The sequence below is a fragment of the Paracoccus methylarcula genome (genome assembly GCF_003007735.2).
In the GTDB taxonomy this organism is placed as follows: Bacteria; Pseudomonadota; Alphaproteobacteria; order Rhodobacterales; family Rhodobacteraceae; genus Paracoccus; species Paracoccus methylarcula.
Map to the genome: position 1 here is coordinate 107376 of NZ_PXNQ02000006.1, position 25236 is coordinate 132611.

24 protein-coding genes and 2 pseudogenes are annotated in these 25236 nt (G+C 63.6%); 18 read left to right on the forward strand and 8 right to left on the reverse strand.

Annotated features, from left to right (window positions below; genetic code table 11):
• Window positions 1–236: 236 nt before the first annotated feature.
• From A7A09_RS10935 to A7A09_RS10945, 4 genes and pseudogenes are all read left to right on the forward strand, one after another.
• The gene (locus A7A09_RS10935; protein WP_106691442.1) at window positions 237–1202 is read left to right on the forward strand and encodes a TRAP transporter substrate-binding protein; all 966 of its coding nucleotides are present in this window, start codon (window positions 237–239) and stop codon (window positions 1200–1202) included.
• 197 nt (window positions 1203–1399) lie between these two features.
• Window positions 1400–1753 (forward strand): annotated as a pseudogene (locus A7A09_RS22095) (TRAP transporter small permease); the annotation flags it as partial.
• A 66-nt stretch (window positions 1754–1819) separates the two neighbouring features.
• Window positions 1820–3112 (forward strand): TRAP transporter large permease, encoded by a 1293-nt coding sequence (locus tag A7A09_RS10940; RefSeq protein ID WP_366465916.1) that lies wholly within the window; start codon window positions 1820–1822, stop codon window positions 3110–3112.
• Window positions 3113–3199: 87 nt separating this feature from the next.
• Window positions 3200–3541, forward strand: a complete 342-nt coding sequence (locus A7A09_RS10945) for a DUF2853 family protein (protein WP_106691444.1) — start codon at window positions 3200–3202, stop codon at window positions 3539–3541.
• On the opposite strand, the gene A7A09_RS10950 is transcribed toward A7A09_RS10945, so the two are convergent.
• Entirely contained in the window at window positions 3532–4152 is a 621-nt protein-coding gene (locus A7A09_RS10950; protein WP_106691445.1) for an enoyl-CoA hydratase/isomerase family protein, read from the reverse strand. The two genes, A7A09_RS10945 and A7A09_RS10950, sit on opposite strands and share 10 nt — an antisense overlap.
• Window positions 4153–4225: 73 nt before the next feature.
• Between A7A09_RS10950 and A7A09_RS10955 the strand changes: the two genes are divergently transcribed.
• The 4 genes from A7A09_RS10955 to A7A09_RS10970 all read left to right on the forward strand — a co-directional run bounded on the left by A7A09_RS10955 (window position 4226) and on the right by A7A09_RS10970 (window position 8042).
• Window positions 4226–5521, forward strand: coding sequence for a hypothetical protein (locus A7A09_RS10955; RefSeq protein ID WP_106691446.1), 1296 nt, complete (start codon window positions 4226–4228; stop codon window positions 5519–5521).
• Window positions 5485–5808, forward strand: coding sequence for a DUF2125 domain-containing protein (locus A7A09_RS10960; RefSeq protein ID WP_106691447.1), 324 nt, complete (start codon window positions 5485–5487; stop codon window positions 5806–5808). The genes A7A09_RS10955 and A7A09_RS10960 overlap by 37 nt, the downstream gene beginning before the upstream one ends.
• 103 nt (window positions 5809–5911) lie before the next feature.
• On the forward strand, window positions 5912–7273 hold the full coding sequence (locus tag A7A09_RS10965) for a TldD/PmbA family protein (protein WP_106691448.1): 1362 nt from the start codon (window positions 5912–5914) through the stop codon (window positions 7271–7273).
• On the forward strand, window positions 7266–8042 hold the full coding sequence (locus A7A09_RS10970; protein WP_106691581.1) for an inositol monophosphatase family protein: 777 nt from the start codon (window positions 7266–7268) through the stop codon (window positions 8040–8042). The genes A7A09_RS10965 and A7A09_RS10970 overlap by 8 nt, the downstream gene beginning before the upstream one ends.
• A gap of 34 nt (window positions 8043–8076) precedes the next feature.
• On the opposite strand, the gene A7A09_RS10975 is transcribed toward A7A09_RS10970, so the two are convergent.
• A complete protein-coding gene (locus tag A7A09_RS10975; protein ID WP_106691449.1) occupies window positions 8077–9300 on the reverse strand; it encodes a UbiH/UbiF/VisC/COQ6 family ubiquinone biosynthesis hydroxylase in 1224 nt (407 codons plus the stop codon).
• A gap of 44 nt (window positions 9301–9344) precedes the next feature.
• Window positions 9345–10202: an SDR family oxidoreductase gene (locus A7A09_RS10980; RefSeq protein ID WP_106691450.1), complete on the reverse strand. Its 858-nt coding sequence runs from the start codon at window positions 10200–10202 to the stop codon at window positions 9345–9347.
• A gap of 92 nt (window positions 10203–10294) precedes the next feature.
• Here A7A09_RS10980 and A7A09_RS10985 point away from each other — a divergent pair.
• The 3 genes and pseudogenes from A7A09_RS10985 to A7A09_RS10995 all read left to right on the forward strand — a co-directional run bounded on the left by A7A09_RS10985 (window position 10295) and on the right by A7A09_RS10995 (window position 13254).
• A pseudogene (locus A7A09_RS10985) lies at window positions 10295–11778 on the forward strand (AMP nucleosidase).
• Window positions 11779–11926: 148 nt separating this feature from the next.
• The gene (locus A7A09_RS10990) at window positions 11927–12226 is read left to right on the forward strand and encodes an HU family DNA-binding protein (RefSeq protein ID WP_076522579.1); all 300 of its coding nucleotides are present in this window, start codon (window positions 11927–11929) and stop codon (window positions 12224–12226) included.
• 125 nt (window positions 12227–12351) lie between these two features.
• A complete protein-coding gene (locus tag A7A09_RS10995) occupies window positions 12352–13254 on the forward strand; it encodes a DMT family transporter (RefSeq protein ID WP_106691451.1) in 903 nt (300 codons plus the stop codon).
• Between the two features lie 10 nt (window positions 13255–13264).
• On the opposite strand, the gene A7A09_RS22100 is transcribed toward A7A09_RS10995, so the two are convergent.
• From A7A09_RS22100 to A7A09_RS11015, 5 genes are all read right to left on the reverse strand, one after another.
• Entirely contained in the window at window positions 13265–13483 is a 219-nt protein-coding gene (locus A7A09_RS22100) for a TRAP transporter large permease subunit (RefSeq protein ID WP_366465854.1), read from the reverse strand.
• A complete protein-coding gene (locus A7A09_RS11000) occupies window positions 13462–14622 on the reverse strand; it encodes a TRAP transporter large permease (RefSeq protein WP_366465856.1) in 1161 nt (386 codons plus the stop codon). The genes A7A09_RS22100 and A7A09_RS11000 overlap by 22 nt, the downstream gene beginning before the upstream one ends.
• A gap of 3 nt (window positions 14623–14625) precedes the next feature.
• Entirely contained in the window at window positions 14626–15135 is a 510-nt protein-coding gene (locus A7A09_RS11005) for a TRAP transporter small permease (protein ID WP_106691452.1), read from the reverse strand.
• A complete protein-coding gene (locus A7A09_RS11010) occupies window positions 15135–16178 on the reverse strand; it encodes a TRAP transporter substrate-binding protein (RefSeq protein WP_106691453.1) in 1044 nt (347 codons plus the stop codon). The genes A7A09_RS11005 and A7A09_RS11010 overlap by 1 nt, the downstream gene beginning before the upstream one ends.
• A gap of 116 nt (window positions 16179–16294) precedes the next feature.
• Window positions 16295–17227: a LysR family transcriptional regulator gene (locus tag A7A09_RS11015; protein ID WP_106691454.1), complete on the reverse strand. Its 933-nt coding sequence runs from the start codon at window positions 17225–17227 to the stop codon at window positions 16295–16297.
• A 144-nt stretch (window positions 17228–17371) separates the two neighbouring features.
• Here A7A09_RS11015 and A7A09_RS11020 point away from each other — a divergent pair, with 144 nt between their 5' ends.
• The 7 genes from A7A09_RS11020 (at window position 17372) to phnD (ending at window position 25190) form a co-directional block, all read left to right on the forward strand.
• Window positions 17372–18547: a cytochrome P450 gene (locus tag A7A09_RS11020; RefSeq protein ID WP_106691582.1), complete on the forward strand. Its 1176-nt coding sequence runs from the start codon at window positions 17372–17374 to the stop codon at window positions 18545–18547.
• An 11-nt stretch (window positions 18548–18558) separates the two neighbouring features.
• Complete coding sequence (locus A7A09_RS11025) at window positions 18559–18882, forward strand: 2Fe-2S iron-sulfur cluster-binding protein (RefSeq protein ID WP_106691455.1); 324 nt, start codon at window positions 18559–18561, stop codon at window positions 18880–18882.
• Window positions 18883–18885: 3 nt separating this feature from the next.
• Entirely contained in the window at window positions 18886–20097 is a 1212-nt protein-coding gene (locus A7A09_RS11030) for an NAD(P)/FAD-dependent oxidoreductase (protein WP_106691456.1), read from the forward strand.
• Between the two features lie 32 nt (window positions 20098–20129).
• Window positions 20130–21578, forward strand: a complete 1449-nt coding sequence (locus tag A7A09_RS11035; RefSeq protein WP_106691457.1) for an aldehyde dehydrogenase — start codon at window positions 20130–20132, stop codon at window positions 21576–21578.
• Between the two features lie 37 nt (window positions 21579–21615).
• Window positions 21616–23304, forward strand: a complete 1689-nt coding sequence (locus A7A09_RS11040) for a thiamine pyrophosphate-requiring protein (protein WP_106691458.1) — start codon at window positions 21616–21618, stop codon at window positions 23302–23304.
• Between the two features lie 124 nt (window positions 23305–23428).
• Window positions 23429–24253, forward strand: a complete 825-nt coding sequence (gene phnC / locus A7A09_RS11045; RefSeq protein ID WP_106691459.1) for a phosphonate ABC transporter ATP-binding protein — start codon at window positions 23429–23431, stop codon at window positions 24251–24253.
• 22 nt (window positions 24254–24275) lie between these two features.
• Window positions 24276–25190 carry a phosphonate ABC transporter substrate-binding protein gene (gene phnD, locus A7A09_RS11050; RefSeq protein ID WP_106691460.1) on the forward strand — a complete coding sequence of 305 codons (915 nt, stop codon included), beginning with the start codon at window positions 24276–24278 and terminating at the stop codon, window positions 25188–25190.
• Window positions 25191–25236 lie beyond the last annotated feature (46 nt).

Sequence of the window (25236 nt, forward strand, 5' to 3'; positions counted from 1 at the left end):
CAATATCAACGGGAGCAGTCGCCGGAAATAAGGATCGCATTGACGGCAGGCAGGAGGAAGCGAAAAAATTTCCGCCTACTGGCTGGATGGGGGTGATACCGTTCCGTCATGTGGCGGCAAAACTGTTGCAGGAAGAACACGGTCCCGATAGTGGCCCGATCCGATCTTTCCGCATCAGGTGATTGCGCTCGCGCGTCAGGTCGCGCAAACTCTGCGCCAAAGAGGGAGGACACCACATGAAGCAACTCTATGCCGCCGCATTCCTGGCCGCGATTGCCGCACCCGTCAGCGCCGAAGAGATCAAGATCGGCTATGCGCTTGCCGAGGACAGCCATTACGGCGTTGCGGCCAAGGCCTTCGAGGAATCGCTGACCGCTGCCCTGGGTGACCAGTTCACCTTCCGGCATTTCCCGTCCTCGGGCCTCGGCGGCGAGCGCGAGGTGGTCGAGGGCGTGCAGCTCGGCACGGTCGAGATGACCATCGTCTCCACCGGCACCCTGTCGAATTTCGTGCCGGAATCCGGGGTGTTCGACGTGCCGTTCCTGTTCAGCAGCCTCGATCATGCCCGCAATGTCCTGGATGGAGAGATCGGGCAGGAAATGCTGGCCAGGTTCGACGATGCCGGGCTGCATGCGCTGGCATGGGGCGAACAGGGCTTCCGGCATATCACCAATAACCGCGGCCCGATCGCGGCTCCCGCCGATACCGAGGGGCTGAAGATCCGCACCATGGAGAACCCGGTCCATATCGAGGCTTTCGAGGCGCTTGGCGCCGCGCCTACCCCGATGGCCTGGCCCGAGGTGATCGGCGCATTGCAGCAAGGCGCGATCGACGGGCAGGAGAACCCGCTCTCGGTGATCGTCTCGGCCAAGCTGAGCGAGGTGCAGAAATATCTGACGTTGGACGGCCATGTCTATTCGCCCGCCGTCATCCTTGTCTCGCCGCAGCTTTGGGGCGGGCTGGACGATGATCAGAAAGCCGCTTTCGAGGCCGCCGCCGCCGATGCGGTCGCCGCGATGCGCGGCTATGTGGACAAGGTCGAGGAATCGGGCGTCGCCACGCTGAAAGAGCAGGGCATGGAGGTGAATGAACTCTCCGCCGAACAGAAAGCCGCCTTCCGCGACGCGCTGGCCGAACCCTACAAGACCTATGAGGAACAGTTCGGCAAGGACCTGATGGACCGCATCCAGGCGGCCGAATGACCAGCGATATGCGTTTCTTCTTCATGGAAATATCCGCGGGGTTGCCGGTTGGGGCGCCGCTGGTTCGAGAACCAGCCGGCGACGGGGGCAGCGCCCCCGGTCGTCGCGGGGCGCGATCCGTCGCCTGACCGATGCGCCGGATCGAACGCGCCTTCATCCTGCTGAACGGCACCGCCGTCATCGCCGGCCTGGCGCTGATGGCGGTGGTCGTCGGCTGGAATGTCTCGGCCCGTTATCTCTGGGCGAATTCCCTGCCCTGGGCTGACGAGGTGGCGCGCTACACGATGATCTGGCTGACCTTCCTCGGCAGCGGACTGGCGCTGCGCGAGGGTGCGCATGTCGCCATCAGCAATGCGCAAGAGGCGCTTCCCGGCCCTGCCCAATATTGGCTGCGATGGATCATCCTGCTGGTCCTGTTCGGCTTCTTCGCCTTCATGGTGTGGGTCGGGATCGATTACATGAACCGCATGGCGATTCAGAAATCCGCAGCGCTTCGGCTGCCGATGAAATGGGTCTATGCCGCCATGCCCGCCGGTTTCGCGCTGATGATCGTCCATCTCGCGCTGATCGCCCCGCGTTACCTGCGGGCCGGGCTTGCCTCAACGGACGAGGCGCCCGTGGTTGAGATCCTGATCGCCACCTTCCTGATCCTGATGCTGGCGGGGGTGCCGGTCGCCTTCGCGCTGGCATTGGCGGCATTCGCCGCCGTCACCATCACCGGGCAATATCCGCTGGTGGTCGTGGTCAAGGAGATGTTCACCGGTCTCGACAGTTTCCCGCTGCTCGCCGTGCCTTTCTTCATCCTCGCGGCCGAGATCATGTCGGCGGGGGCGATTTCCGCGATGTTGCTGCGCTTCGCTTCGCAATTCGTCGGGCATCTGCGGGGCGGGCTGGGCTATACCAATGTCCTGACCTCGACGCTCTTCGCGGGGATCTCGGGCTCGGCGCTGGCCGATGCGGCGGGGCCGGGGGCGATGATGGTGCGGATGATGGAGAAGGGCGGCTATGGGCGTGCCTATGCCGGGGCACTGACCATCGCCACCTCGGTCGTCGGGCCGATCATCCCGCCCTCGATCACCATGATCATCTATGCGCTGCAGGACCGGAACGTCTCGGTCGGTTCGCTGTTCATGGCCGGGATCCTGCCGGGGCTGCTGATCTCGGGCGCGATGGCCGGGGTCAACTGGTGGATCAGCCGCAAGCGCGGCTATCGCAGCGCCGAGCCGCGACCACCCGTCGCGCAAATGATCCGCAACACGCTGGCGGCTTCACCGGCGCTTTTCCTGGTGGTGCTGATCGTGGGCGGCATAAGGGGAGGGGTCTTCACGCCCACCGAGGCCTCGGTCATCGCCGTTGCCTATGCGATCGTCGTCAGCGCGGTGATCTATCGCGGTTTCACCCTGCGCGACCTGTGGGGAGCGTTCTGGCGCGCGGGCATCATGTCGGTCGCGGTGCTGATGATCCTTGCCGCCGCGCGGGCCTTTGCCTGGGTGCTGATCATCGAGGGCGTGCCGCAAGCCATGGCCGATACGGTCATCGCCATGGATCTGTCGCCCATCGCCTTCCTGCTGATGGTGAACCTGCTGCTGCTGGCTTTCGGCATGTTCATGGACCCGCTGCCCGGCGTGATGATCCTTGTCCCGATCCTCGCACCCATAGCCCACGGCCTCGGTATCGCCGCCGATCACTTTGCGATCATCGTCATCGTCAACCTGACCTTCGGCCTGATCACGCCCCCGGTCGGCGGGCTGATCTTTGTCGTTGCCTCGGCCACCAAGCAGCGCCCTTCCGACCTGATCCGTGAATTGCCGCCCTTCTTCCTGGCGGCCATCGCTGTGCTCTTGATCCTGACTTTCGTGCCCGCCCTGTCCACCTGGCTGCCTGCGCTTGGCGGGTTCTCGCGGGGCTGAATCGCGCCGGTTTCGTAGGCGGTTGCCAAATGCCGCGCAGCGCCGCATCCTCCATTTGTCCAATATCAACCAAACGGGGGAGTGAAGATGAGTAGACGTGACGATCTGATCGCCAAATATGCACAAGATATCAAGGATAAGCTGGGCGAAACGCCGGATATGGACCTGCTGACCAAGGTCACCATCGGCTGTGGTCCGTCGATCTATAACGCCGATGCCGAGACCATCGCTTCAAGCGATGACTCGGAACTGGACCGGGTTCGCAAGAATTACCTGATGAAGAAGCTGGGGCTGGCCGACGGCCCGCAATTGATGGAAGCGATCAATTCAGTCATCGACAAATACGGGCGGTCGAACCGCAACAAGTATCGCCCGGTCATCTATTACATGCTGTGCAAGCAATTCGGCAAGCAATCGGTCTATGGCTGATCGATCATTGCCTTGATCGCCGCAACGTGATCGGGCGCGGCGGCCTTGCTGTCGGCTGCCAGTTCCCGCGCGGCGGCGATCAGATCCCCGGCCGGAACGATCCGGTCGATCAGGCCCCATGCCAGGGCCTCGGGCGCCTCGATCTTCGCGCCTCCCATCAGGATCATCTTCGCCCGCGACGGGCCGATCAGTGCCGCCATGCGGGGCGGATCGCTCGGCTGCGGCAGGAAGCCCAGCTTCATCACCGGATAGAAGAATTTCGCCTCGGGCACTGCCAGCCGCAGGTCGCAGGCCAGAGCCATACCGAAGGCCCCGCCCGCCAATGTGCCGTTCAGCGCCGCAATGGTCAGGCAGGGCATCGAGGCCATGCGCGCCGAGAGCCGCTCCCATTCCGGGGATGTGGCCAGCCCGGCCCTGGCCTCGGCCAGATCCGCCCCGGCGGAAAACACCTTTCCCGCTCCGGTCAGGATCAGCGCCCGGCAGCCCGATTTCGCCAATTCGTCCAGATGCGCGGTCAGATCGCGCAGCATCTGCCCGGTCAGCGAGTTGGCCTTGTCGGGACGGTCGATGGTCAACAGGGCAATATCTTCTTCAGACTCCGATTGTATCAAGAATGATCCCTTCCCCTTGCCTTCGGGCTATGTCAGAAACTGCCCTGAGTTTTTCTTGACGAAAGGTATTAGCATGCGTCGCACCCTTGCAAGCTCGACTATCGCACTGATCGTGGGCGCGGGCCCCGTTCTGGCCGATCTCACCCCGGCCCAGGTCTGGGAGAACCTGGAAAGCTACTATGCCAGCATGGGATATGAGGTGACCACCGGTGCCACCGACGAGGCCGGCAGCATGCTGACCCTTTCGGATATCGTCGCCACCTCCGACACCGAGCAACTCGACACCACCATTACCATTCCGAAGATGACGCTGGATCAGGCGGGCGATGCCAGGATACGCACCGTCGTCGATGGCGATATCACCATCGGTATGGTCTCCCAAATGCCCGACGAGGAGCCGGCCGAGATCAATGTCGTGATCGCGGCGCCCGACAACGAGATACTGTCATCGGGTAGTGTCGAGGACATGTTGCATGAGTTCCGCTATCCCAGCCTTGAAGCCGTGCTTCGCCTTGGCGACGGGAACGCGGATGAGGCCGAGGTTCCCCTGACCGCGACGGTCAGTGATCTTGCCGGCCAGTATCGCACGGTGCAGGGCGAAGAGCAGCAGATCACCTATGAGATGACGGCCGCAGGGCTGGATCTGGACGTGGATGTGAACGAGCCTCCCTCGGAAGGCGAAAGCCAGGGCAGCGGCAAGCTTGCGGGGCAGATGCATATCGATGGCATCACCTCTTCCGGTCAGACGGTTTTGCCCGCCGGCCTGGATAACATGGCCGAACGGATGGATCTTGCGCTGAATGCCGGGTTCCTGGCCGATGGCAGCTTCCAGATGGGTCCGATCACGGGCAACGCGACTTTCGAGGGAACCGATCCGGACGGGACCGCGCAATCCGGAAGCGGAAAGTTCATATCCGGGGGCGGCGATCTCACATTCGCCATGTCCAAGGACGGCCTGTCCTATCAGGGAACCTCGAAGAAGACCGAGGTCGAGGTGACGGTCAATCAACTGCCTTTCCCGATCGCCTATGCCGTCGAGAGCGCCGTGGGCGCGCTGACCTTCCCGATCAGCAAGTCGGATGATGCTCAGCCGTTCTCGTTCAAATACGAGCTCATGGGCCTGACGCTGGCTGACGGTATCTGGAACCTGTTCGATCCGGGCCAGGAACTGCCGCGCGACCCGGCGAACCTGACCATCGACGTGGCGGGCGAGGCGCTGGTCAAAGGGGATCTGTTCGACCCGGCCTTCAGCCAGAAGATGGCCGATATGGCCGAGGACGGTGCCGGTCAGGACCCGGCGCCGATGGCACCGATATGCCGGCTTCGCCCGAAATGCCCTTCGAGCCGCAATCGGTCAAGATCAATGTGATCACCCTCAAGGCCGTTGGGGTGGACGCCAATGTGACCGGCGACCTGACCATTCCGCAGGACGCGCAGCAACCGGTCGGTATCGTCGAGGGCGATTTCACTGGCATCAACGCGCTGCTCGACAAGCTGGTCTCGATGGGGCTGGTCCCGCAGGATCAACTGATGGGCGCGCGCATGATGCTGGCGATGTTCGCCAAGCCGGTCGAAGGCAATCCCGACCAGTTGCAGACCAAGCTCGAGTTCAAGGAAGACGGCTCGATCTTTGCCAATGGGCAGCAAGTGCAATAATAATGTGGCCGTAAGGCACAGGGGCCGGGCGACCCGCCCGGCCTTTTTCGTTCGCTCCATGTCCGGCACTGCGGGAAAGTGGAGCCATAGCCGGAGGACAGGCATGAGCGGCGAAGCTGCGAAAACCGATCTGAAGAGGCTGGCCGAGGGACTGGTCGAGGCGGCCCGGCGTGCCGGGGCCGAGCAGGCGGATGCCCTGGCGATGCAGGGCCGCTCGATCAGCATAGATGTCCGTGACGGCGCGCTGGAACAGGCCGAGCGCGCGGAAGGGATCGAGATCGGGTTGCGGGTTCTGATCGGTGGCCGCCAGGCCTGTGTCTCGGCCTCGGATCATGGCGAGGCGACCATTGCCGAACTGGCCGAGCGCGGCGTGGCCATGGCGCGCGAGGCGCCGGTCGATGATACGCTTGGACTGGCCGAGCCGCACCAGTTGGCGGAAAAACGCGATGCCGGGGGATTGCAGCTGCTGGACGACCGGCCCGATCCGACCCCCGAAGCCTTGCAGGAGACCGCCTTGCGCGCCGAGGCGGCGGCAATGGCGGCCAAGGGCATCAGCCAGGTCGAGGCCGCCAGCGCGGCTTTCAGCAACCGTCACATGTGGCTGGCGGCCTCGAACGGTTTCTCGGGCGGTTATGGCCGCAGCACCCATGTCATATCTGCCGTTGCCATCACCGGCGAGGGCCTGGGGATGGAACGTGACTATGCCGCCGAATTCCGAAGCTGGGCAGGGGATCTTCCCGAACCCGAGGAAATCGGCGCGCTTGCAGCCGAACGCACATTGGCCCGCGCCGGTTCAAGGAAGCCTCCGACTGGCGCGTTCCCGATCCTCTATGATCGCCGGGTTGCCTCTTCGCTGATCTCACATCTGCTTTCGGCGGTGAATGGTGGTGCGGTCGCGCGCGGCGCAAGCTGGCTGCGCAAGGAGATGGGCGAGCCGGTCCTACCTGCCGGGATGGACCTGATCGAGGATCCGCTGCGCATCCGCTATCCGTCCTCGCGCCCTTTTGACGCCGAGGGGCTGGCCACCCGCAGGCGCGAGATCGTCTCGGGGGGCATATTGCAGGGCTGGACGCTGGATCTGGCTACCGGGCGCAAGCTGGGCATGGAGAGCACCGCCTCTGCCGCGCGCGGGCTGACATCGCCGCCCTCGCCGGTGAACAGCAATGTCATCCTGACGCCCGGCACGCGGACGCGGGAACAGATGATCGCCGATATGGGACGAGGGCTGATCGTGACATCCATGTTGGGGGCCTCGATCAACGGCACGACCGGGGATTATTCTCGCGGGGCGGCGGGCTTCTGGGTCGAGAACGGGCAGATCGCCTATCCGGTGAATGAATGCACCATCGCCGGCAACCTGCGCGACATGCTGATGACGCTGGTCGCGGCAAATGACGCATTGCCATGGCGCGGGATCGAGACTCCCAGCCTTCTGGTGGAGGGGATGACCGTTGCAGGTGCCTGAAGCCGATCTGGACCTGCTGACGGATGCGGCGCGGCGGGCGGGGCAGATCGCGCTCGGCTTCTGGCGCCGGGATCCGCGCTCATGGGACAAGGGCGGCGATGCCGGACCGGTCACCGAGGCCGACCTGGCCGTGAATGACGAGCTGCAGGCCAGCCTGATGGCGGCCCGGCCGGGCTATGGCTGGCTGTCCGAGGAAAGCGATGCCGATCTGTCGCGGCTGGACGCGCGACATTGCTTCATCATCGACCCGATCGACGGCACGCGCGCCTTCATTGCCGGGCAAGAGGGTTTTTCTCATTCCCTGGCCGTGACGGATGGCGACCGGATCGTGGCCGCGGTTGTCCACCTGCCTGTCCGTGACATCACCTATACCGCCTTTGAGGGTGGTCCGGCGCTGCGAAACGGTCAGGTGATAGAGCCCGCCGATGCCGATATCGACGGCGCCTCCGTGCTGACCTATCGCGCAGTCTCCGAGCCGGGGCATTGGCGCGACGGACAGGTTCCGCCATTCCGCCGCGAATTCCGTCCCTCGCTGGCCTGGCGGCTCTGCCTTGCCGCCGAGGGCCGGTTCGACGCTGCACTGTCGCTGCGGGCGGCTTGGGAATGGGACATCGCGGCGGGCAGCCTGATCGCGGAGCGGGCCGGGGCCGTGGTCACGGATCAGCGCGGCGAGCGGATGCGCTTCAACAGTCAGCGCGCCATGGTCGATGGCCTGATCGTTGCCGGAAAACACCTGCATGGGCAGATATTGGACCGGCTGAAACCGTAATCCGGCGGTGTCCCTGCCCGCACCCGGTCAGGCTCTACAGCACCTGCCCCGCCAGCAGCCTTGGCATCGGGTCCACCGAAAGCCCGGCTGCCTGTCGCATGAAGCGCCGCCGAAGGCCCGGCAGGGCGGTGACGGCCCCCATGCCCGTGCCCCGCAACCCGCCCAGCAGCGGGTTGTCGCTGGCAAAGAGATGGTTCACGGCATCCATGCCAAGGGCAAGGCTGGTCGCGTCGAAGCGCCGCCATTGCTGGTAGCGTTCCAGCACATCCCCGGCGCCGATATCCTCGCCACGCCGGGCCGCCTCGACCAATGTCTGGGCCAGAGCCGCGACATCACGCAACCCGAGATTGAGCCCTTGGCCTGCGATCGGATGCACACCATGCGCGGCGTCTCCCACCAGGGCTATGCGCGGGGCGATATAGGTTTCGGCCAGCGACAGGCTGAGCGGATAGGAAAAGCGCTGACCGGCGAGGGAAATTTCGCCGAGGAAATCCCCGAAGCGGGGCCGCAGTACCTGCAGGAACTCCGCATCCGGCAGGGCCTTGATCGCACCTGCATTGGCGTCGGTCTCCGACCAGACCACGCTGCTGCGATTGCCGGGCAGGGGCAGGATCGCCAGCGGTCCGGTTGCCATGAAATACTGATGCGCGATGCCCTCATGCGGCAATTCGTGATCGATCGCCGCGACCAGCGCCGTCTGGCCGTAATCCCATCCGCGCCGCGTGATCCCGGCGCGTTCCGCCACGCCCGAGCCGCGCCCATCCGCGCCGATCAGCAGGCGTGCCGTGACCTGCCGCCCATCCGACAATTCCGCCGTGACTTGCGCCGCCCCGACCTGCTGGCCGGTCACCGAGATCCCCGGCATATGCGTCACCTGCCCCTCCATCGCGGACAGCAGGGCGCGATACAGGAAGCGGTCTTCGAGCATGAAGCCGACCGGGCCTTCCTCGATCTCGGCGCTGTCGAAATGCAGGAAGAAACGGGCGGCACCCTCTCCGGGTTGTCCCTGCGAGGCCTTGACCTGATGGATCGGCTGGCACTTGTCGGCCAGATCCCCCCACAGGCCGAGCGCTTTCAACAGGCGCTGCGACGCCATGGCGAGGGCATAGGCGCGGCCGTCGAAAGTCTCGGACGTCCTTGCATCGGCGGGGCGGGGATCGACCACCGCGACACGCATTCCGGCCCCGGCCAGGGCCAGCGCCAAGGTTGGGCCGTTCAGCCCACCGCCTGCGATGAGAATGTCGAAATCCGTGCTCATGGAGCGCAATCATGCATGTGGTGGCAGCAATGGCAATGCGGCAATTACTCCTCCTCCTCGGCCTTCAGGATCGCTGCAAGGGCACTGCGGTAATCCGGGTATTTCAGCGTGATCCCCAGGTCGCGCTTGATCCGCTCGTTCGAGACGCGCTTGCTGTCGGAATAGAAAGAGCGCGCCATGGGACCCAGATCGGCCTCTTCGAAATCGACAGCCGGGGGGGGCGGCATGTCCAGCATCCGGGCGGCGCAGGCGATGATGTCCTGAGGTGGCGCCGGATCGTCGTCGCAGAGGTTATAGACCGCCCCCGGCGCGGGGGCATCGATCGAGGCCATCAGGATCCGCGCGATATCCTCGACATGGATGCGGGAAAAGACCTGCCCCGGCTTGACGATCCGCCGTGCGGTGCCATTTCGCAGTTTGGCAAAGGGGCCGCGGCCGGGGCCATAGATTCCGGCCAGCCGGAAGATATGCAGCGGCAGGTCATGTGCGGCGGCCAGCGCCTGCCATGCCTGCTCGGCCTGCACCCGGCTGCGCGCGCGCGCGGTTGAGGGGGTCAGATCGCTCGTTTCATCGACCCAACCGCCATTGCGATCCCCGTAGACCCCGGTGGTGGACAGATAGCCCAGCCAGCGCGGGCGCGCCCGGCCCAGTTCATCGGCGAAAACCGCCAGAACCGGATCGCCACCCTCCGTCGGGGCGGCGGAAACCAGGATCGCATCGGAGCGCGTGATGACGCGGCGAATATCGTCTTCCTGACCGGGCCAGAGCAGGGCGTCGGCCCCCGCGGCAGACACCCGTTCGGGGTGGTTGCGGGTGGTGCCGGTGACGCGCCAGTCGCGCGTGATCGCCAGGGGTGTCAGGTAACCGGCGGTGTAGCCGTGACCGAATATCAGCATTTCCATGACGGCAAGGTAACGGTCCGCGCCGGGCTGCGCCAGATGCTTGCGTGTCGCGCAGGGTGCAGGCAGGGTGATGGTAAAGAAGGAAAGAAAAGATGGATACGGATTCGCGTTTTCTGCCGGTCGAAACACCGCCCATGGGCCCACGCGAGCAGTTCACCGACCCCGCCGCTGCCGCCGCCCGCCTGTGCGAGCTGTATGACGAGGCGACGGGTTTCCTGCTGGATCATTTCACCCGGCTCCTGGCGGGCGAGCAGCCGCAGGCGCGTTACCGCGCCTTCTATCCCGAGCTGCGCCTGACCGTTACCAGCCATAGCAAGATCGATTCACGCCTGTCTTTCGGTCATGTCACCGATCCCGGCATCTATGCCGCGACGATCACCCGTCCGGACCTGTTCCGGAACTACCTGACCGAACAGATCGGGCTGTTGATCCGCAATCACGGCGTTCCCGTCACTGTCGGGGCCAGCGAGACGCCGATGCCGGTGCATTTCGCCGTCGCCACGCAGAATGATCTCAACGTGCCGCAGGAAGGCGTGCTGACATTCTCGCTGCGTGACGTGTTCGACGTGCCCGAGTTGAACACGATGAACGATGATATCGTCAACGGGGTTGCCGCATCAATGCCCGATGGCAGTCAGCATCTGGCGGCCTTCACGGCGCAGCGCATCGACTATTCGCTGGCGCGGCTGCAGCATTATACCGCCACCGCGGCCGAGCATTTCCAGAATTTCGTCCTGTTCACCAATTACCAGTCTACGTGGACGAATTCGAGGCATTCGCCCGCCGGGCGCTGGCCGATCCCCTGCTGGGCTACGAGTCCTTCGTCGCCCCCGGCAACCAGGAAATCACCGAGCCGGATGCGCCCCTGACCCCTCTGGCCAAGCTGCCGCAGATGCCGACCTATCACCTCAAGCGGGCCAATTCGCAGGGGATCACGCTGGTCAATATCGGCGTCGGCCCGTCCAACGCAAAGACGGCGACGGATCATATCGCGGTATTGCGCCCGCATGCATGGCTGATGGTCGGGCATTGTGCGGGGCTGCGCAATTCGCAGAGCCTTGGCGATTTCGTCCTTGCCCATGCCTATTTGCGCGAGGATCACGTGCTGGACGACGATCTGCCGGTCTGGGTGCCGATCCCGCCGCTGGCCGAGGTGCAGGTGGCCCTGCAGGAAGCCGTGGCCGAGGTAACGCGGCTGGATGGCTACGAGCTCAAGCGGGTCATGCGCACCGGCACCGTCGCCACCATCGACAACCGCAACTGGGAATTGCGCGATCATTCCGGCCCGGTGCATCGCCTGTCGCTGTCACGCGCCGTCGCGCTGGACATGGAAAGCGCCACAATCGCCGCCAACGGTTTCCGTTTCAGGGTTCCATATGGCACGCTGCTCTGCGTCAGTGACAAGCCCCTGCATGGCGAGTTGAAGCTGCCCGGCATGGCCACGGATTTCTACCGCACGCAGGTCGCCAACCACCTGCTGATCGGGATCCGGGCGATGGAGAAGCTTCGCGAAATGCCCCTGGAACGCATACATTCGCGCAAATTGCGGTCATTCAGCGAAACCGCGTTCCTTTGACCTAACGTCAACTTGACTAATTTACGCTGGTTTACCCATGTTTCGCGAAAAAGGCTTGATCTGTCGGTCAAAACCGTGTGTAGCAAGCCTTATGCCGAAAAAGGCGCAATTTGTTAGCGCGCGAAACAGGGCGAGAGGAGACAGATACATGGCAACGCCTTCCGCAAAACCTATGACGAAAACACAACTCGTGGCGGTTCTGGCCGAAGAGCTGGGCTCGGACAAGAAATCCGCTGCCGCGGCTCTGGACGCGATCTCTGCGGTCGTGACCCGTGAAGTCGCCAATGGCGGCGCCGTCACCCTGCCGGGCATCGGCAAGATCGCTTGCCGTGCACGTCCCGAGCGTCAGGTCCGCAACCCGCAGACCCAGGAAATGATGACCAAGCCGGCTGACAAGCAGGTCAAGGTAACCGTCGCCAAGGCTCTGAAGGACAGCGTCAACAGCTGATTCCGCGGGCGAATGCGAATGCAAAAGGGTCGTGCCCGAAAGGGCACGGCCCTTTTCCTTTCCGCCCTTCCGGTCGCCGCCGCCTTCTGCTAGCGGTCTCGCATCATCTGCAAGAAAGGCGGGCCATGGATATTCGCGCGATCCTGATGGGGGTGAGCTTCGCGGTGATGTGGGCGTCGGCCTTTACCACAACCCGGATGATCGTCACCGAGGCCCCTCCGCTTCTGGCGCTTTCCCTGCGTTTCGCCCTGTCCGGTGTCATCGGGATCGCCATCGGACTGGCCATGGGGCAGACATGGCGCAATCTCAGCCGGTTCCAGTGGCGCGCGGTCATCGTGCTGGGCCTGTGCCAGAACGCGCTTTACCTGGGGCTCAACTGGGTCGCGATGCAATGGATCGAGGCGGGGCTTGCCTCGATCATCGCGGCGACCATGCCGCTGATGGTTGCGGCGATGGGCTGGATCTTCATGGGCGAGAGACTGCGCCCGCTCGGTTACGGCGGGCTGTGCCTTGGCCTGGTCGGCGTGGCGATCATCATGGGCGTGCGCCTGCAGGGCGGCAGCGATCCGATCGGCGTCGCGATGGGCTTCGTCGCGGCGCTCGCACTGGCCATCGCCACCCTCTCGGTCCGCGGCGCCAGTTCGGGCGGCAACGTGATGATGATCGTCGGATTGCAGATGCTGGTCGGCGCCGTCACGCTGGCCGCCGTCGCGCCGTTTTTCGAGACATGGGACGCGGCGGTGAGCGGACGGCTGGCCTGGGCCTTCATCTATACCGTCCTGGTGCCGGGACTGGCTGCGACATGGATCTGGTTCCTGCTGGTGCAGCGCATCGGCGCGGTCCGGGCCGCGACCTTCCATTTCCTGTCGCCCTTCTTCGGCGTCGCCATAGGCGCGCTGGTGCTGGGCGAGAAACTGGGGGCGAGCGATGTGCTCGGGGTCGGCATCATCATGACCGGTATCCTGGCGGTGCAGCTTTCCAAGGCACCCACGGCGGCACCCCCGGTCAGGCGCCCGCCGCCCGCATGACTCGGCTCGGCTAACCCCGGATCAGCGCCGGCAGCCAGAGCGTCATCGCCGGGAAGGCCAGGATCAGCAGCACCCGCAGGATCTCGGCGGCGAAGAACGGCATCACGCCCCTGAAGGTGTCGGCCATCGGCACATCCTTGGCCAGCGCCGAGATGACAAAGACATTCATGCCCACCGGCGGTGTGATAAGTCCCAGTTCGACCACGATCAGGCTATGATGCCGAACCATATTTTCAGATCCTCGGTGGACATGCCGAAAGCTGCACCGTCGGCGGCCTGGTAGATGCCGCCATTCAACTCGGACAGGACCGGCCAGAAGAAAGGGATGACCAGCAGGATCATCGACAGGCTGTCCATCAGGCAGCCCAGGGCGATCAACCCGATCAGCAGCAGGATCATCACCGTCATCGGCGCATGTCCGGATTCGATGATCCATGTCGCCATGGCCTGCGGCAGTCCGGCACGGCTCATGAAGATCTTCATCATCTCCGCGCCCAGCAGGATCAGGTAGATCATGCCGGTCGTGCCCGCCGTTTCCTTCAGCGATTCAACCAGTTCCCCGATGCGGACCTGGCGGGTCACGGCACCGTAGAGCCAGACCATGACAACCCCGATCGCGGCGGCGGGCGTCGGCGTGTACAGCCCCGCATAGATCCCGCCCAGCACGATCCCGAAGATCAGCAGGACCGGGATGACCCCGATGGTTGCCTCGCGGAACTCGCCCGGATCCACTCCGCCATGCGCCGGGCCGGCCTTGGGATTGATCGCGACATAGATCGCGATGGTCAGCAGGAACAGGATCACCGCGAGGATGCCGGGGAGCAGGGCGGCGGCGAACATGTCGACGATGCTGGCCTCGACGATGACCGCATAGACGATCAGCACCACCGAGGGCGGGATCAGGATTCCCAGCACTCCTCCGGCCGCCAGCGAGCCGGTGGCGAGCGCACCCGAATAGTTGTAGCGCGACAGTTCCGGCAGGGCGACGCGCCCCATGGTCACCGCCGTCGCCAGCGAAGAGCCGCAGACCGCGCCGAACCCCGCGCAGCTTGCGATCGAGGCCATGGCGGTTCCGCCCGGCATCCAGCCAAGCCAGGCATTGGCGGCGCGGAACAGCGCCCGCGACAGACCGGCGCGCGAGGCAAGCGCGCCCATCAGGACGAACATCGGCACAACCGAGAGATCGTAGATCGAGAACTGCCCATAGGCGAGCGTCTTGAGCTGGCTCAGCATCAATGCCGGGCCGTCCATCATGGTCACGCCGATCCCGCCCACGAGGATCATCGCGTAGGCGATGGGAATGCGGATCGCGATCAGGGCGACAAGGACGATCAGCGCGATGACGCCAAGGGTGATCGGGTCGGTCATGCTTCAGGTCCCGGCGAATATGCGCGTGTTTTCAAGGAAGGTGACGATGGCAGCGAAGGCCAGCAGGACAAGGGAGATCAGGATCGGCACGAAGCCCCACCAGAGCGGGATCTGCAGGATGGCACTGGTGTAGTTATAGGCTTTCTGATCGAGCATGCCGAAATACATCCGCCATGTGAGCAGACCGGCAAAGAATGTCGCGATCAGTGCGGCCAGGCAGGTGAGGGCGGCGATGGTGCGGGGACTCGCCCCCGAAGTGAAGATATCTGCGGTCACATTGGCGCCGGTGATCTGGGTATAGGGCAGGAAGCTGAAGGCGGCCACGGCGACCCCGATCTCGGTCAGTTCGAAATCGCCGGGAAAAGGTTTCCAGGCGACGCCGCCGACGACCGAGACGAAATTGATCAGCACCACTGCAAGCAGCACCACGCCGCCCGCAAGCGCCCACAAGGTCGCAGCAGCGGCGACCGCACCGGGAAATCCGCTGCGGCCGAGTTTCAGGTCCAGCGCCATCACTTCGCTCCGGCGTTCTCGGCGATCAATCCGCGCGCTTTCTCGACCAGGCCCGCGCCGTCGATCCCGCTGGCCGAGACCTCTTCGATCCAGCGATCGACGACCGGGGCCATGGCCTGCCGGAAAGATTCGGTCTCTTCCTCGGAGAGCGCGATATAGGTATTGCCCGAATCCACCGCGATCTTGAGACCGTCATCATCGGCCTTGCGCCAGATTTCGCCGACCTTCGCCCACCAGTCGCGGTTCGAGGCATCCCGGAATGCCTGCTTGATATCGTCGGGCAGGCTGTCCCAACGGGCCTGGTTCATGGCCAACTGGAAGGTGGTGTTACCAAAGCGTTCCTGGTTGTTGAGTTCGATCTGGTATTCCGTCTGGTCCTGGATTTTCAGCGGTGGAATGATCTCCCACGGGATCAGCGCGCCATCCACCACGCCTTTCTGCAAGGCGGTCGGCAGTTCGGGAACCGGCATCGCGGTCGGCGCCGCGCCAAGGGATTCGATGACCCATGCCCCGGTGCGCGTGGGAATGCGCAGCTTGGTTCCGGCGGTGTCGGCGGGACTGCGCACCTCCTTGTCGCGCATATGCAGCGCCTGTCCCGCATGGACATGCAGGAACATTACCTCGACGCCCTTGTAATCCTCTTTCAGGTCGCTTTCGAACATGTCGTGCATGGCGAGGTTCGTTGCGACCAGGTCATTCTTGTAGACGGTGGGCAGCTCGAACACTTCCGTGCGCGGGAACAGGCCCGGCGTGTAGCCGTTCACGGTCCAGATCAGGTCGACCACGCCGTCGCGCACCTGCTGGATCAGTTCGGGCGGGCGTCCGCCAAGCGTCATGGAAGGAAAGATCTCGATCTTGACCCGCCCGCCGGAATTTTCCTCCACGGCCTTCGCCCAGGGTTCGAGCATGTTGACCTGTGCCGAGGCATTGGCGCTCAGCGGCTGGTGCAGCTTGAAGGTGAATTCCTGTGCCAGCGCCCGTCCGGCCCCGGTCATCACGGCGGCACCGGCAGCCAGCCCGCCAAGTACGGTTCTGCGTTTCATCTTTCCTCCCTTTCGTTGCGATCCAGACCCGTCGAGGGAGAATGGATCACCTTGGACTATAGCCATCCCTCGCCGATAAAGACAATTTGCCGGAGTGAATGACCTGCATCAAAAAATTAGATAAGGCAGCCGGGTTCTGGTTCGCGTTTCAAGCTCTGGCGTATGGTATCGACGACCAGGTCGCGGAACCAGCCATACATCGGGGAATGATGGGTTCGTGCGGTCCAGACCATATGGATCTCGAACTCCCCGGGATAGGGACAGGGCCGTAATGCAAGCCGCTTTGCCAAGGGCTGGGCCAGCCGCACCGGGAGCGTCGAGATCAGGTCGGTTCCCGGCAGCAATTCGTCCAGCCCGGCGGGACTGGGGATCTGGATCACCTCGTTGAGTTTCCGGCCGTCATTCTCGAGATCGACGAGAAAGCGCGACCGCCAGTCGCCGCCATAGTTGACGGTCAGGTGATTGGCTGCGGTATAGGCGTCTTTCGTCAACTCGCCCGAAGCCAGCGGGTTCGAAGGGTCCATGATGCAGCAATACCGCTCGGCCAGGATCGTCCGGCAATAGAAGCCGTCCTCATCCGGCCTGATCGGCCCGATCAGTACATCCGCGATCCCGCGTTTCAGCAGGTCCGGCCCTTGATTGGTCGAATTGACCTGCCCAAGGCGTAGTCCCGGCGCCTGTTTGCGCAGCGCGCGGATCACCTGCGGAAGGATGACCAGCCGTTCATAGTGATTGCAGGCGATGGACAGGGTCTGGTCCGCTTCGGCAGGCTCGAACGTGGCGGAAGAGATCATCGCCTCGAACATGTCCAGCATGTCCGATGCCTGCTGCGCGATCTGCTCGCATCGCTCGGTCGGGACGACCTTGCCCCCGAGGCGAAAGAACAACGGGTCGTTGAATATCCGGCGCAGCTTGTCGATCGTGTAGCTGACCGCCGACTGGTTGACGCCCAATGTCGTGGCCGCCGCCGTAAAAGACCGCAACTCGAAGACCAGCCGCAGCGTCCGCAGCGCGGCGAAATCGACGCCCAGGGGCAGTGTATTCTTCATGCAAAGGTTTCCTCCCGGAACTCATGATACAGATTTTTGATTGTGCCAATCAATTCCATCCAATTGTCTGATGATCTTTCGCCCCCGTATAGTTGGCCAACGCGGGCAGGTCCCGCGATGGAGGAGAAGGGGAGGGATGCAACGATGTCTTTGGCGCCGGTAAATGACAGCGTGACAGTTCATCGGCTGATCGATGATCCGTATCCGGTCTATGCGCAGATGCGGACGCATACGCCGGTGGTTCAGGTGCCTTCCGTCAAGCGCACGATGCTGACCAAGGCCGAGGATTGCCGGATGGTCAAGGACAACCCGGCGCTGTTCAGCTCGAACGATCCCACGACGCCGATGGAAAAGGCGTTCGAGGCCCATACGCTGATGCGCAAGGACGGCGAAGAGCATCTGCGCGAACGCAACGCGATGATGCCGACATTCTCGCCCCGGAATCTCAAGACGATCTGGGGGCCGATGTATGAACGCTATGCCGCCGAGTATCTCGACCGCCTGCCCAGGGGCGAGGTCGTCGATCTCTTCCCGACGCTTGCCGGCCCGCTGGCCGCCCGGATCCTGGCCGAATGCATGGGCATCCCCGATGCGAGCGACGAACAGATGCAGTTCTGGAGCCAGGCGCTGATCGACGGGGCGGGCAATTTCGGCTGGTTCGACGAGCCTTTCGAACGGGTCGCCCGCGCCAACAAAGAGATGAACCGCGTCATCGAGGCAAACGCAGAGCGGGTGAAGGCCGCTCCGGATCAGTCCGCATTGTCCGTGATGCTGAACGCCGAGGACCCGATCCCCTGGAGCCAGATCGTCGCCAATATCAAGATCGCCATCGGCGGAGGTATCAACGAGCCCCGCGACGCCTTGCTGACGATCATTTACGGGCTTCTGAGCAATCCCGGCCAACTCGAAGAGATCAGGGCATCGGGCAACTGGTCGGCGGCCTTCGAGGAGGGCGTGCGTTGGGTCGCGCCGATACAGGCCAGCTCGCGGCTGGTGCTTGAGGATACGGAAATCCGCGGCTGCGATATTCCCAAGGGAACGGTGGTGATGACCATCCAGGCATCGGCCAATCATGACGAGGATGTGTACGAGAACGGCCATCTCTATGACGCCCTGCGCAAATCGCAGCCGCATCAAAGCTTTGGCAGCGGGCCGCATCATTGCATGGGAACGCATATGGCGCGCATGACGGTCGGCAGGCTGCTGTTGCCGATCCTGTTCGAGCGTTTCCCGAACATGCGGCTTGAAAATCCCGAGGACGTGGTCTGGAGGGGCTTCGGCTTTCGCGGCCCGATCAACATGCCCGTCCGCCTGAATTGAGGAGCGGAACGATGCCTCGTATCACTTTCATTGCGGCTGACGGTGCAGAGACGGTCGTGGACGCCGGCGAGGGCGACAGCCTGATGCAGGTCGCGCGCGCGCATAATGTCGATGGAATCCTTGCGGAATGTGGCGGCGAGATGATGTGCTCGACCTGTCATGTCTATGTCGAGGGCGATTGGCTGGACAGGACCGGCCCGGCGGATGAGGACGAGCGCGACATGCTGGATTTTGCCCCCTGCGAGATCACCGATGCAAGCCGCCTTTCATGCCAGGTGAAGATCACTGACGACATGGACGGGCTGGTCGTCCGGCTCCCCGAGCGGCAGGTCTAGGCGATGGAGCGCGTCGTCGTCATCGGGACCGGGCAGGGTGGTTTCCAACTCGCCGCCAGCCTGCGGCAAGAGGGTTTCACAGGGCGGATTACCCTGATCGGGGAAGAGCCGGGGCTGCCCTATCAGCGCCCGCCGCTTTCCAAGGACTATCTCAAGGACGGCAACGATGCACGCCTGCTTCTGCGGCCGCCGGATTTCTATGAACAGCAGCGCATCGAGATCATCGGCTCGACTCGCGTGACTGGCATCGACCGGACGACGATGGAGGTCGAGACCGGGGATGGCGCGCGTATCGCCTATGACCATCTGGTGCTGGCGACGGGCAGCAGGAACCGCATCCCACCCATTGCCGGGCTGGACCGGCCTGAAGTGCTGGCGCTGCGGACGCTTTCCGACGCAAGGGTCTTGCGGGACCGTGTGGAGCATATGCGCCGGGTGGTCGTCATCGGCGGTGGGTTCATCGGGCTGGAATTCGCGGCTGTGGCAAGGGCGCGCGGTATCGAGGTCGCCATCGTCGAGGGGGCGGACCGGCTGATGGGCCGGGCGGTCGCACCCATGACTTCGCGGCATTTCCTGGATGTCCATCGGGGCTGGGGTTCGTCGGTGCATCTTGGGCAGTTCGCCGAAGCCGTCACCGATGCGGAGGGTTCACTTGCGGTGCGGCTTCGCAACGGTTCGGAAGTTTCTGGCGATACCATCGTTCTGGCCGCCGGAGTGATCGCAAATGACGCGATTGCCAAGGAAGCCGGACTGGCAACCGATGACGGAATTGTCGTGGACGATCTCTTGCGCAGTTCCGACCCGAATATCTCGGCGCTTGGCGATTGCTGCCGCTTTGTCGAGCCGGTCAGCGGTTTGGTGGCTCGCCTGGAATCGGTGCAAGCGGCCACCGATCACGCGCGGACCATCGCCGCGAGGCTGGTTGGCCAACCCAAGCCCTACGCAGCGGTTCCGTGGTTCTGGAGCAATCAGGGCGACCGCAAGTTGCAGATCGCGGGCTATGCTCCGGATGCCGATGACTGGCATGTTGCAGAGGCGGATGGCAAGCTGACGGTCTTCTGTTTCGCGGGCGACAGGCTGGCGTCGGTTGAAACGGTAGGCAATGCCGGGGCACATATGGCTGCGCGCAGGATTTTCGCGAATGCGGGGCGAGTTCCGCGAAAACTGCTGGAGACCGCGGATTACGATCTCAATGCGGTCATGGCGGCGGCCTGAGCGAACAGGAATACAAGGGGAGGGAGGACGCTATGGAATATGGTTTGCTGATCGACAACAAGGACGTGGCAGCAAGCGGCGGAACATTCGAGCGGATAAACCCGGTCAGCGGCGCTGTTGCCACCACGGCGGGCGCGGCGCGGGCCGAGGATGTCGACAAGGCCGTTCAATCGGCCGCCGCCGCGTTCAAGGCATGGTCGAAGACAGGCCCTTCCGAGCGCCGCAAGATCCTGAACAAGGCTGCCGATATCCTGGACGAATGGACGCCGCGCTTCATCGAGCTCGGCATTGCCGAAACCGGCGGTAGCGGGCCTTGGCACGGCTTCAACATGATGTTCGCCGCAAAGATCCTGCGCGAAGCTGCCGCTATCACGACGCAGATCAAGGGCGAGGTCATCCCCTCGGACAAGCCCGGTTCGCTGGCGATGGGCTATCGTCAGCCAATCGGGGTGCTGGTGGGAATGGCGCCGTGGAACGCCGCGCAGATCCTTGGCGTGCGCTGCTTTGCCATGCCCATCGCCTGCGGCAATACGATCGTCATGAAAGCGTCGGAAAAATGCCCTGGCACCCATCGCCTGCTGGGTGATGCGATGCGCGAGGCGGGCTTGCCCGACGGAGTGCTGAACATCGTCACCCATAACGCCAAGGACGGGCCCGAGGTCGTGAATGCGCTGATCGATCATCCCCTGACCCGGCGCATCAATTTTACCGGCTCGTCGCGTGTTGGCAGGATCATCGCCGAGCGGGCGGCGAAGCATCTCAAGCCCTGCCTGCTGGAGCTTGGCGGCAAATCGCCCCTCGTCGTGCTGGATGACGCCGATATCGACGGGGCGGTGAACGCGGCGAAATTCGGTGCCTTCATGAACCAGGGCCAGATCTGCATGTCGACCGAAAAGCTGATCGTGGACCGGAAGGTGGCGGATGAATTCATCGCGGCCCTGGTGGCGAAAACGGCCGAGCTGAAAACCGGCAGCCCGCTCGAGCAGGTGCATATCGCCGCCTGTGTAGATCGCGACACGGTGGATCACGTGGCGGAACTGATCGAGGATGCGCGGGCGAAGGGGGCGAAGATTGTCGCTGGCGGCGATATTCCCGCCGAGGGTGCGATCATGGCTCCGACCATCGTGGACCATGTGACGCCCGAGATGCGGATCTATGGCGAGGAAAGCTTTGGTCCGGTCACTGCCGTCATTCGGGCCCGCGATACCGATCATGCGGTCGAGATTGCAAATGATACCGAATACGGGCTGACCGCAGGCGTATTCGGGCAGGATCTTCGCCGGGCGATGGAGGTCGCGCAGCGTATCGAAAGCGGTATCTGTCATATCAACGGTCCCACGGTTTTCGACGAACCGCAAATGCCCTTCGGCGGCGTCAAGCATTCCGGTTATGGCCGTTTCGGTGGCGAGGCCGGGATCGCAGAGTTTACCGAGCTGCGCTGGATCAGCATCGAGGACCCCGCCCAGCATTACCCGATCTGAGCGTCAGCGAGGCCGATCAATCACAAGGAGGCCGCAGATGGCCGAAACAAGCGCCGGTGCGGCTTTGGCGGCGAGGCTGGGAAGCCTTGGGGTCGATTACATCTTCGCCAATTCGGGCACGGATTTCCCGCCGATCATCGAAGGGCTGGCCGAGGCAGCGGCCAAGGACATGCCCCTGCCCAGGGCGGTCACGGTTCCGCATGAAGGCGCCGCCATGGCGATGGCCCATGGCTATACGCTGGCGACCGGCAGGCCGCAGGCGGTCATGGTGCATACCAATGTCGGGCTCGCCAATGCCGCCATTGGGGCGATCAATGCCCGCGCGGACAATGTGCCGATGCTGCTGTTCTCTGGCCGAACTCCGACCACCGAGAAGGGCCGCTTCGGATCGCGCACGGTGCCGGTTGGCTGGGGGCAGGAAATGCTGGATCAGCATGCGCTGGTCCGCGAGGCCTGCAAATGGGACTATGAATTGCGTTTTCCCGAGCAGGTGGCGGAACTGGCCGATCGTGCCCATGGCATCGCCTGTTCGGTGCCGCGCGGCCCGGTCTATATCTCGCTTCCACGAGAGGTGCTGTGCGAGCAGGTCCCCGTGCCACAAGGCACGGCCTCGATGCGGCCCGCCCGGTCCGTGGCGCATCCCCAGGACATCGCGGCGGCGGCGAAAGCGCTGGCGGCGGCGAAATCTCCGGTGATCTTCGCGCAGCGTGGCGCGGGCTCGGCGCAGGCATTTGCGGCGCTGACGAAACTTGCCGAGGACTGGGCGATCCCGGTTTGCCAGTATTGGGCGTTGCAGGTGGCGATTCCCACCGATCACCCCATGGCGACCGGACATGATCCCGGTCCCTGGCTGGCAGAGGCGGATGTCGTCCTGGTCCTGGACAGCCTTGCCCCCTGGCAGCCCGGGCACCATGCTCCAAGGCCCGATGCGACTGTCATCCAACTGGGGCAGGATCCGCTGTTCGCGCAGACGCCGATACGGAATTTTCGCTCGGATCTGTCCCTGCCCGGGGATCTGGGTGAAAATATCCTGGCATTGGCCGATGCGATGGCAGGTCTCGATCCCGGATCGCGCAGTGAACGTTTCGCTGAAATAGCGGAAAGGAACGCGGCAAGCTGGGCCGAGCGTGACGAGGCGCGGCAAAAGGACGCCAGGGGCCCGCATCTGACCAAGCGCTGGATCAGCGGAGAAGTTGCGGATCTGGCCGAGCGGGAGGATGGCACGATATTCGGCGAACTCGGCGCCCGGTTTCCGGATATGCGGTTGAAGACGCCCCATGCCTGGTATGAAAGCCCGCATTCCGGCGGACTTGGATTCGGCCTGCCCGCAAGCATGGGCTACAAGCTGGCGATGCCCGGACGGCTGGTGATTTCGACGATGGGCGACGGATCCTACATGTTCGCCAATCCGGTTGCGTGCCATCAGGTCGCCACGGCTCTTGGAATTTCGGTGCTGGTCATCGTGCTGGACAATTCCGAATGGGGCGCGGTCCGGGCCTCGGTCGAACAGCTTTATCCGCAGGGTTTCGCTTCCAGAACCAACCAGATGCCGCTGACCGATCTTTCGCCGTCACCCGATTATGCAAGGGTTGCCGAGGCTTGCGGAGCGTGGGCGCGCAAGGTGTCGGATCGTGACGGTTTCCGGGCCGCACTGACCGAAGCTGCCGGGCATGTCGGGACGGGAAGGGGCCTTGCATTGATTCAGGCAAGGGTCGCGCGCGACTGACCGGATTTCCCGAACACGGACGACGCGGGCGACCAACCGAAGCTTCATCAAACCGTAATCTTTCTGTCAGCGACCTGTCACGCATTGGCGTCATTCCTGCGCCGACCACTTGGCAGGAGCCGCAATGCGGATCGAGGCGCAGCAGATCACCCGGATATTCGGAACCACGCGGGCGGTGGATTCCGTCAGCTTCACCATAGACCGGCCAATGATGATCGGAGTCATCGGCAGTTCCGGGGCGGGGAAATCCACCCTGCTGCGGATGATCAACCGGCTCACCGATGCCAGCGAAGGCAATCTTTACATCGATGGCCGCGACGTGCTGACCCTGCGCGGGCGCGAGAAGCGTTCCTGGCAGGCCGGTTGCGCAATGATCTTCCAGCAGTTCAACCTGGTGCCGCGCCTCGATGTCGTCAGCAATGTGCTGCACGGGTTGCTGAACAAGCGCGGGCTGGCCTCGACCTTGCTGAATATCTGGTCGCCCGCCGATATAGACCGCGCCGTGTCGATCCTTGACCGGTTGGGCATCGCGGAACAGGCGACCAAGCGCGCCGAGGCCCTGTCGGGCGGGCAGCAGCAGCGCGTGGCGATTGCCCGGGCGCTGATGCAGGATCCGAAGATCATTCTTGCGGATGAGCCGATTGCCAGCCTTGATCCGATGAATGCGCAGATCGTCATGGACAGCTTGCGCCGCATCCATGACGAGGATGGCCGCACCGTCATCGCCAACCTGCACACGCTGGATACCGCCCGGCGCTATTGCGACCGGGTGATCGGGATGCGCAAGGGCCGGATCGTCTTCGACGGCACCCCTGCTCAACTGACCACGGGCGCCGCCCGCGACATCTATGGCGCCGGGGCCGGGTTCAGCGAAGGCACCACCTCGACCGCCATCGACACGCCTGCCCCCGCCGACAAGGAATATGCCGAGCGGCTGCTGGCGGACTGACTTTCAACTCATGGAGAGACACATGACACGCTGCCTGACCCTTCTGGCCCTGACGACGGCGCTGGCCACGCCGCATATGGCCGCCGCGCAGGAAATCACCGAGTTCAATATCGGTGTCCTGGGCGGGGAAAATGCGCAGGATCGCATGACCAACAACGAATGCCTGCGCAACTATGCCGAAGAAGAATTCGGGGTTCCGGTCAAGCTGTTCACCCCGGCGGATTACGACGGTGTCATCCAGGGGCTTCTGGGCGGATCGCTTGACATGGCCTGGCTGGGGGCTTCGGCCTATGCCAAGACCTACCTGACCGATCCCGAAGCGGTCGAGCCGGTGCTGGTCAAGACAAACCTGGACGGATCGTCCACCTATCACTCCATCGGATTTGCCCGCAAGGACAGCGGCATCACCTCGCTGGATGAGATGGAGGGGAAGGTTCTGGCCTTTGGCGATCCCAATTCGACCTCGGGTTACCTGATCCCCTCGGTTGAAATACCCCAGGAGGGTTATTCGCTGGAACCGGGCGACTATTTTGCCGATGTCAAGTTCGTTGGCGGACATGAACAGACCATCGTTGCGGTGAATAACGGTGATGTCGATGCCGGTGTGACCTGGGCCGACGGCCAGGGCGAGTGGGAGGACGGTTACAATTCCGGCTCGCTGCGCAAGGCTGTTGACTCGGGTATCATCGACATGAACGACCTGGTCGAAATCTGGCGCTCGAAGCCGATCCCCGAAGGTCCGATCGTGCTGCGCAAGGCCCTGCCCGAGGATGTGAAGGAGAAGATGACCGCATTGGTCGGCGGATTGATCGAGAAGGACAAGGACTGCGCTTACGGAGTTGCGGCAGGCGAGACGGCGGGTTTCATGCCGGTGACCCATGACGCCTATGAAACCATCATAGAAGTCCGGGTCCGCGAGCAGAGCAAGGATAGCTGATCATTTGACCGGTTGGCGCGGAGCGTGATGCTTCGCGCCTTTTTCC

Excerpts from the sequence above, each read along its gene's own strand:
- A7A09_RS10935 (WP_106691442.1), top strand. The coding sequence starts at position 237 with ATGAAGCAACTCTATGCCGCCGCATTCCTGGCCGCGATTGCCGCACCC.
- A7A09_RS10945 (WP_106691444.1), top strand. The coding sequence starts at position 3,200 with ATGAGTAGACGTGACGATCTGATCGCCAAATATGCACAAGATATCAAG.
- A7A09_RS10955 (WP_106691446.1), top strand. The coding sequence starts at position 4,226 with ATGCGTCGCACCCTTGCAAGCTCGACTATCGCACTGATCGTGGGCGCG.
- A7A09_RS10960 (WP_106691447.1), top strand. The coding sequence starts at position 5,485 with ATGCCCTTCGAGCCGCAATCGGTCAAGATCAATGTGATCACCCTCAAG.
- A7A09_RS10965 (WP_106691448.1), top strand. The coding sequence starts at position 5,912 with ATGAGCGGCGAAGCTGCGAAAACCGATCTGAAGAGGCTGGCCGAGGGA.
- A7A09_RS10975 (WP_106691449.1), bottom strand. The coding sequence starts at position 9,300 with ATGAGCACGGATTTCGACATTCTCATCGCAGGCGGTGGGCTGAACGGC.
- A7A09_RS10980 (WP_106691450.1), bottom strand. The coding sequence starts at position 10,202 with ATGGAAATGCTGATATTCGGTCACGGCTACACCGCCGGTTACCTGACA.
- A7A09_RS10990 (WP_076522579.1), top strand. The coding sequence starts at position 11,927 with ATGGCAACGCCTTCCGCAAAACCTATGACGAAAACACAACTCGTGGCG.
- A7A09_RS10995 (WP_106691451.1), top strand. The coding sequence starts at position 12,352 with ATGGATATTCGCGCGATCCTGATGGGGGTGAGCTTCGCGGTGATGTGG.
- A7A09_RS22100 (WP_366465854.1), bottom strand. The coding sequence starts at position 13,483 with ATGGTTCGGCATCATAGCCTGATCGTGGTCGAACTGGGACTTATCACA.
- A7A09_RS11000 (WP_366465856.1), bottom strand. The coding sequence starts at position 14,622 with ATGACCGACCCGATCACCCTTGGCGTCATCGCGCTGATCGTCCTTGTC.
- A7A09_RS11005 (WP_106691452.1), bottom strand. The coding sequence starts at position 15,135 with ATGGCGCTGGACCTGAAACTCGGCCGCAGCGGATTTCCCGGTGCGGTC.
- A7A09_RS11010 (WP_106691453.1), bottom strand. The coding sequence starts at position 16,178 with ATGAAACGCAGAACCGTACTTGGCGGGCTGGCTGCCGGTGCCGCCGTG.
- A7A09_RS11015 (WP_106691454.1), bottom strand. The coding sequence starts at position 17,227 with ATGAAGAATACACTGCCCCTGGGCGTCGATTTCGCCGCGCTGCGGACG.
- A7A09_RS11020 (WP_106691582.1), top strand. The coding sequence starts at position 17,372 with ATGTCTTTGGCGCCGGTAAATGACAGCGTGACAGTTCATCGGCTGATC.
- A7A09_RS11025 (WP_106691455.1), top strand. The coding sequence starts at position 18,559 with ATGCCTCGTATCACTTTCATTGCGGCTGACGGTGCAGAGACGGTCGTG.
- A7A09_RS11030 (WP_106691456.1), top strand. The coding sequence starts at position 18,886 with ATGGAGCGCGTCGTCGTCATCGGGACCGGGCAGGGTGGTTTCCAACTC.
- A7A09_RS11035 (WP_106691457.1), top strand. The coding sequence starts at position 20,130 with ATGGAATATGGTTTGCTGATCGACAACAAGGACGTGGCAGCAAGCGGC.
- A7A09_RS11040 (WP_106691458.1), top strand. The coding sequence starts at position 21,616 with ATGGCCGAAACAAGCGCCGGTGCGGCTTTGGCGGCGAGGCTGGGAAGC.
- phnC (WP_106691459.1), top strand. The coding sequence starts at position 23,429 with ATGCGGATCGAGGCGCAGCAGATCACCCGGATATTCGGAACCACGCGG.
- phnD (WP_106691460.1), top strand. The coding sequence starts at position 24,276 with ATGACACGCTGCCTGACCCTTCTGGCCCTGACGACGGCGCTGGCCACG.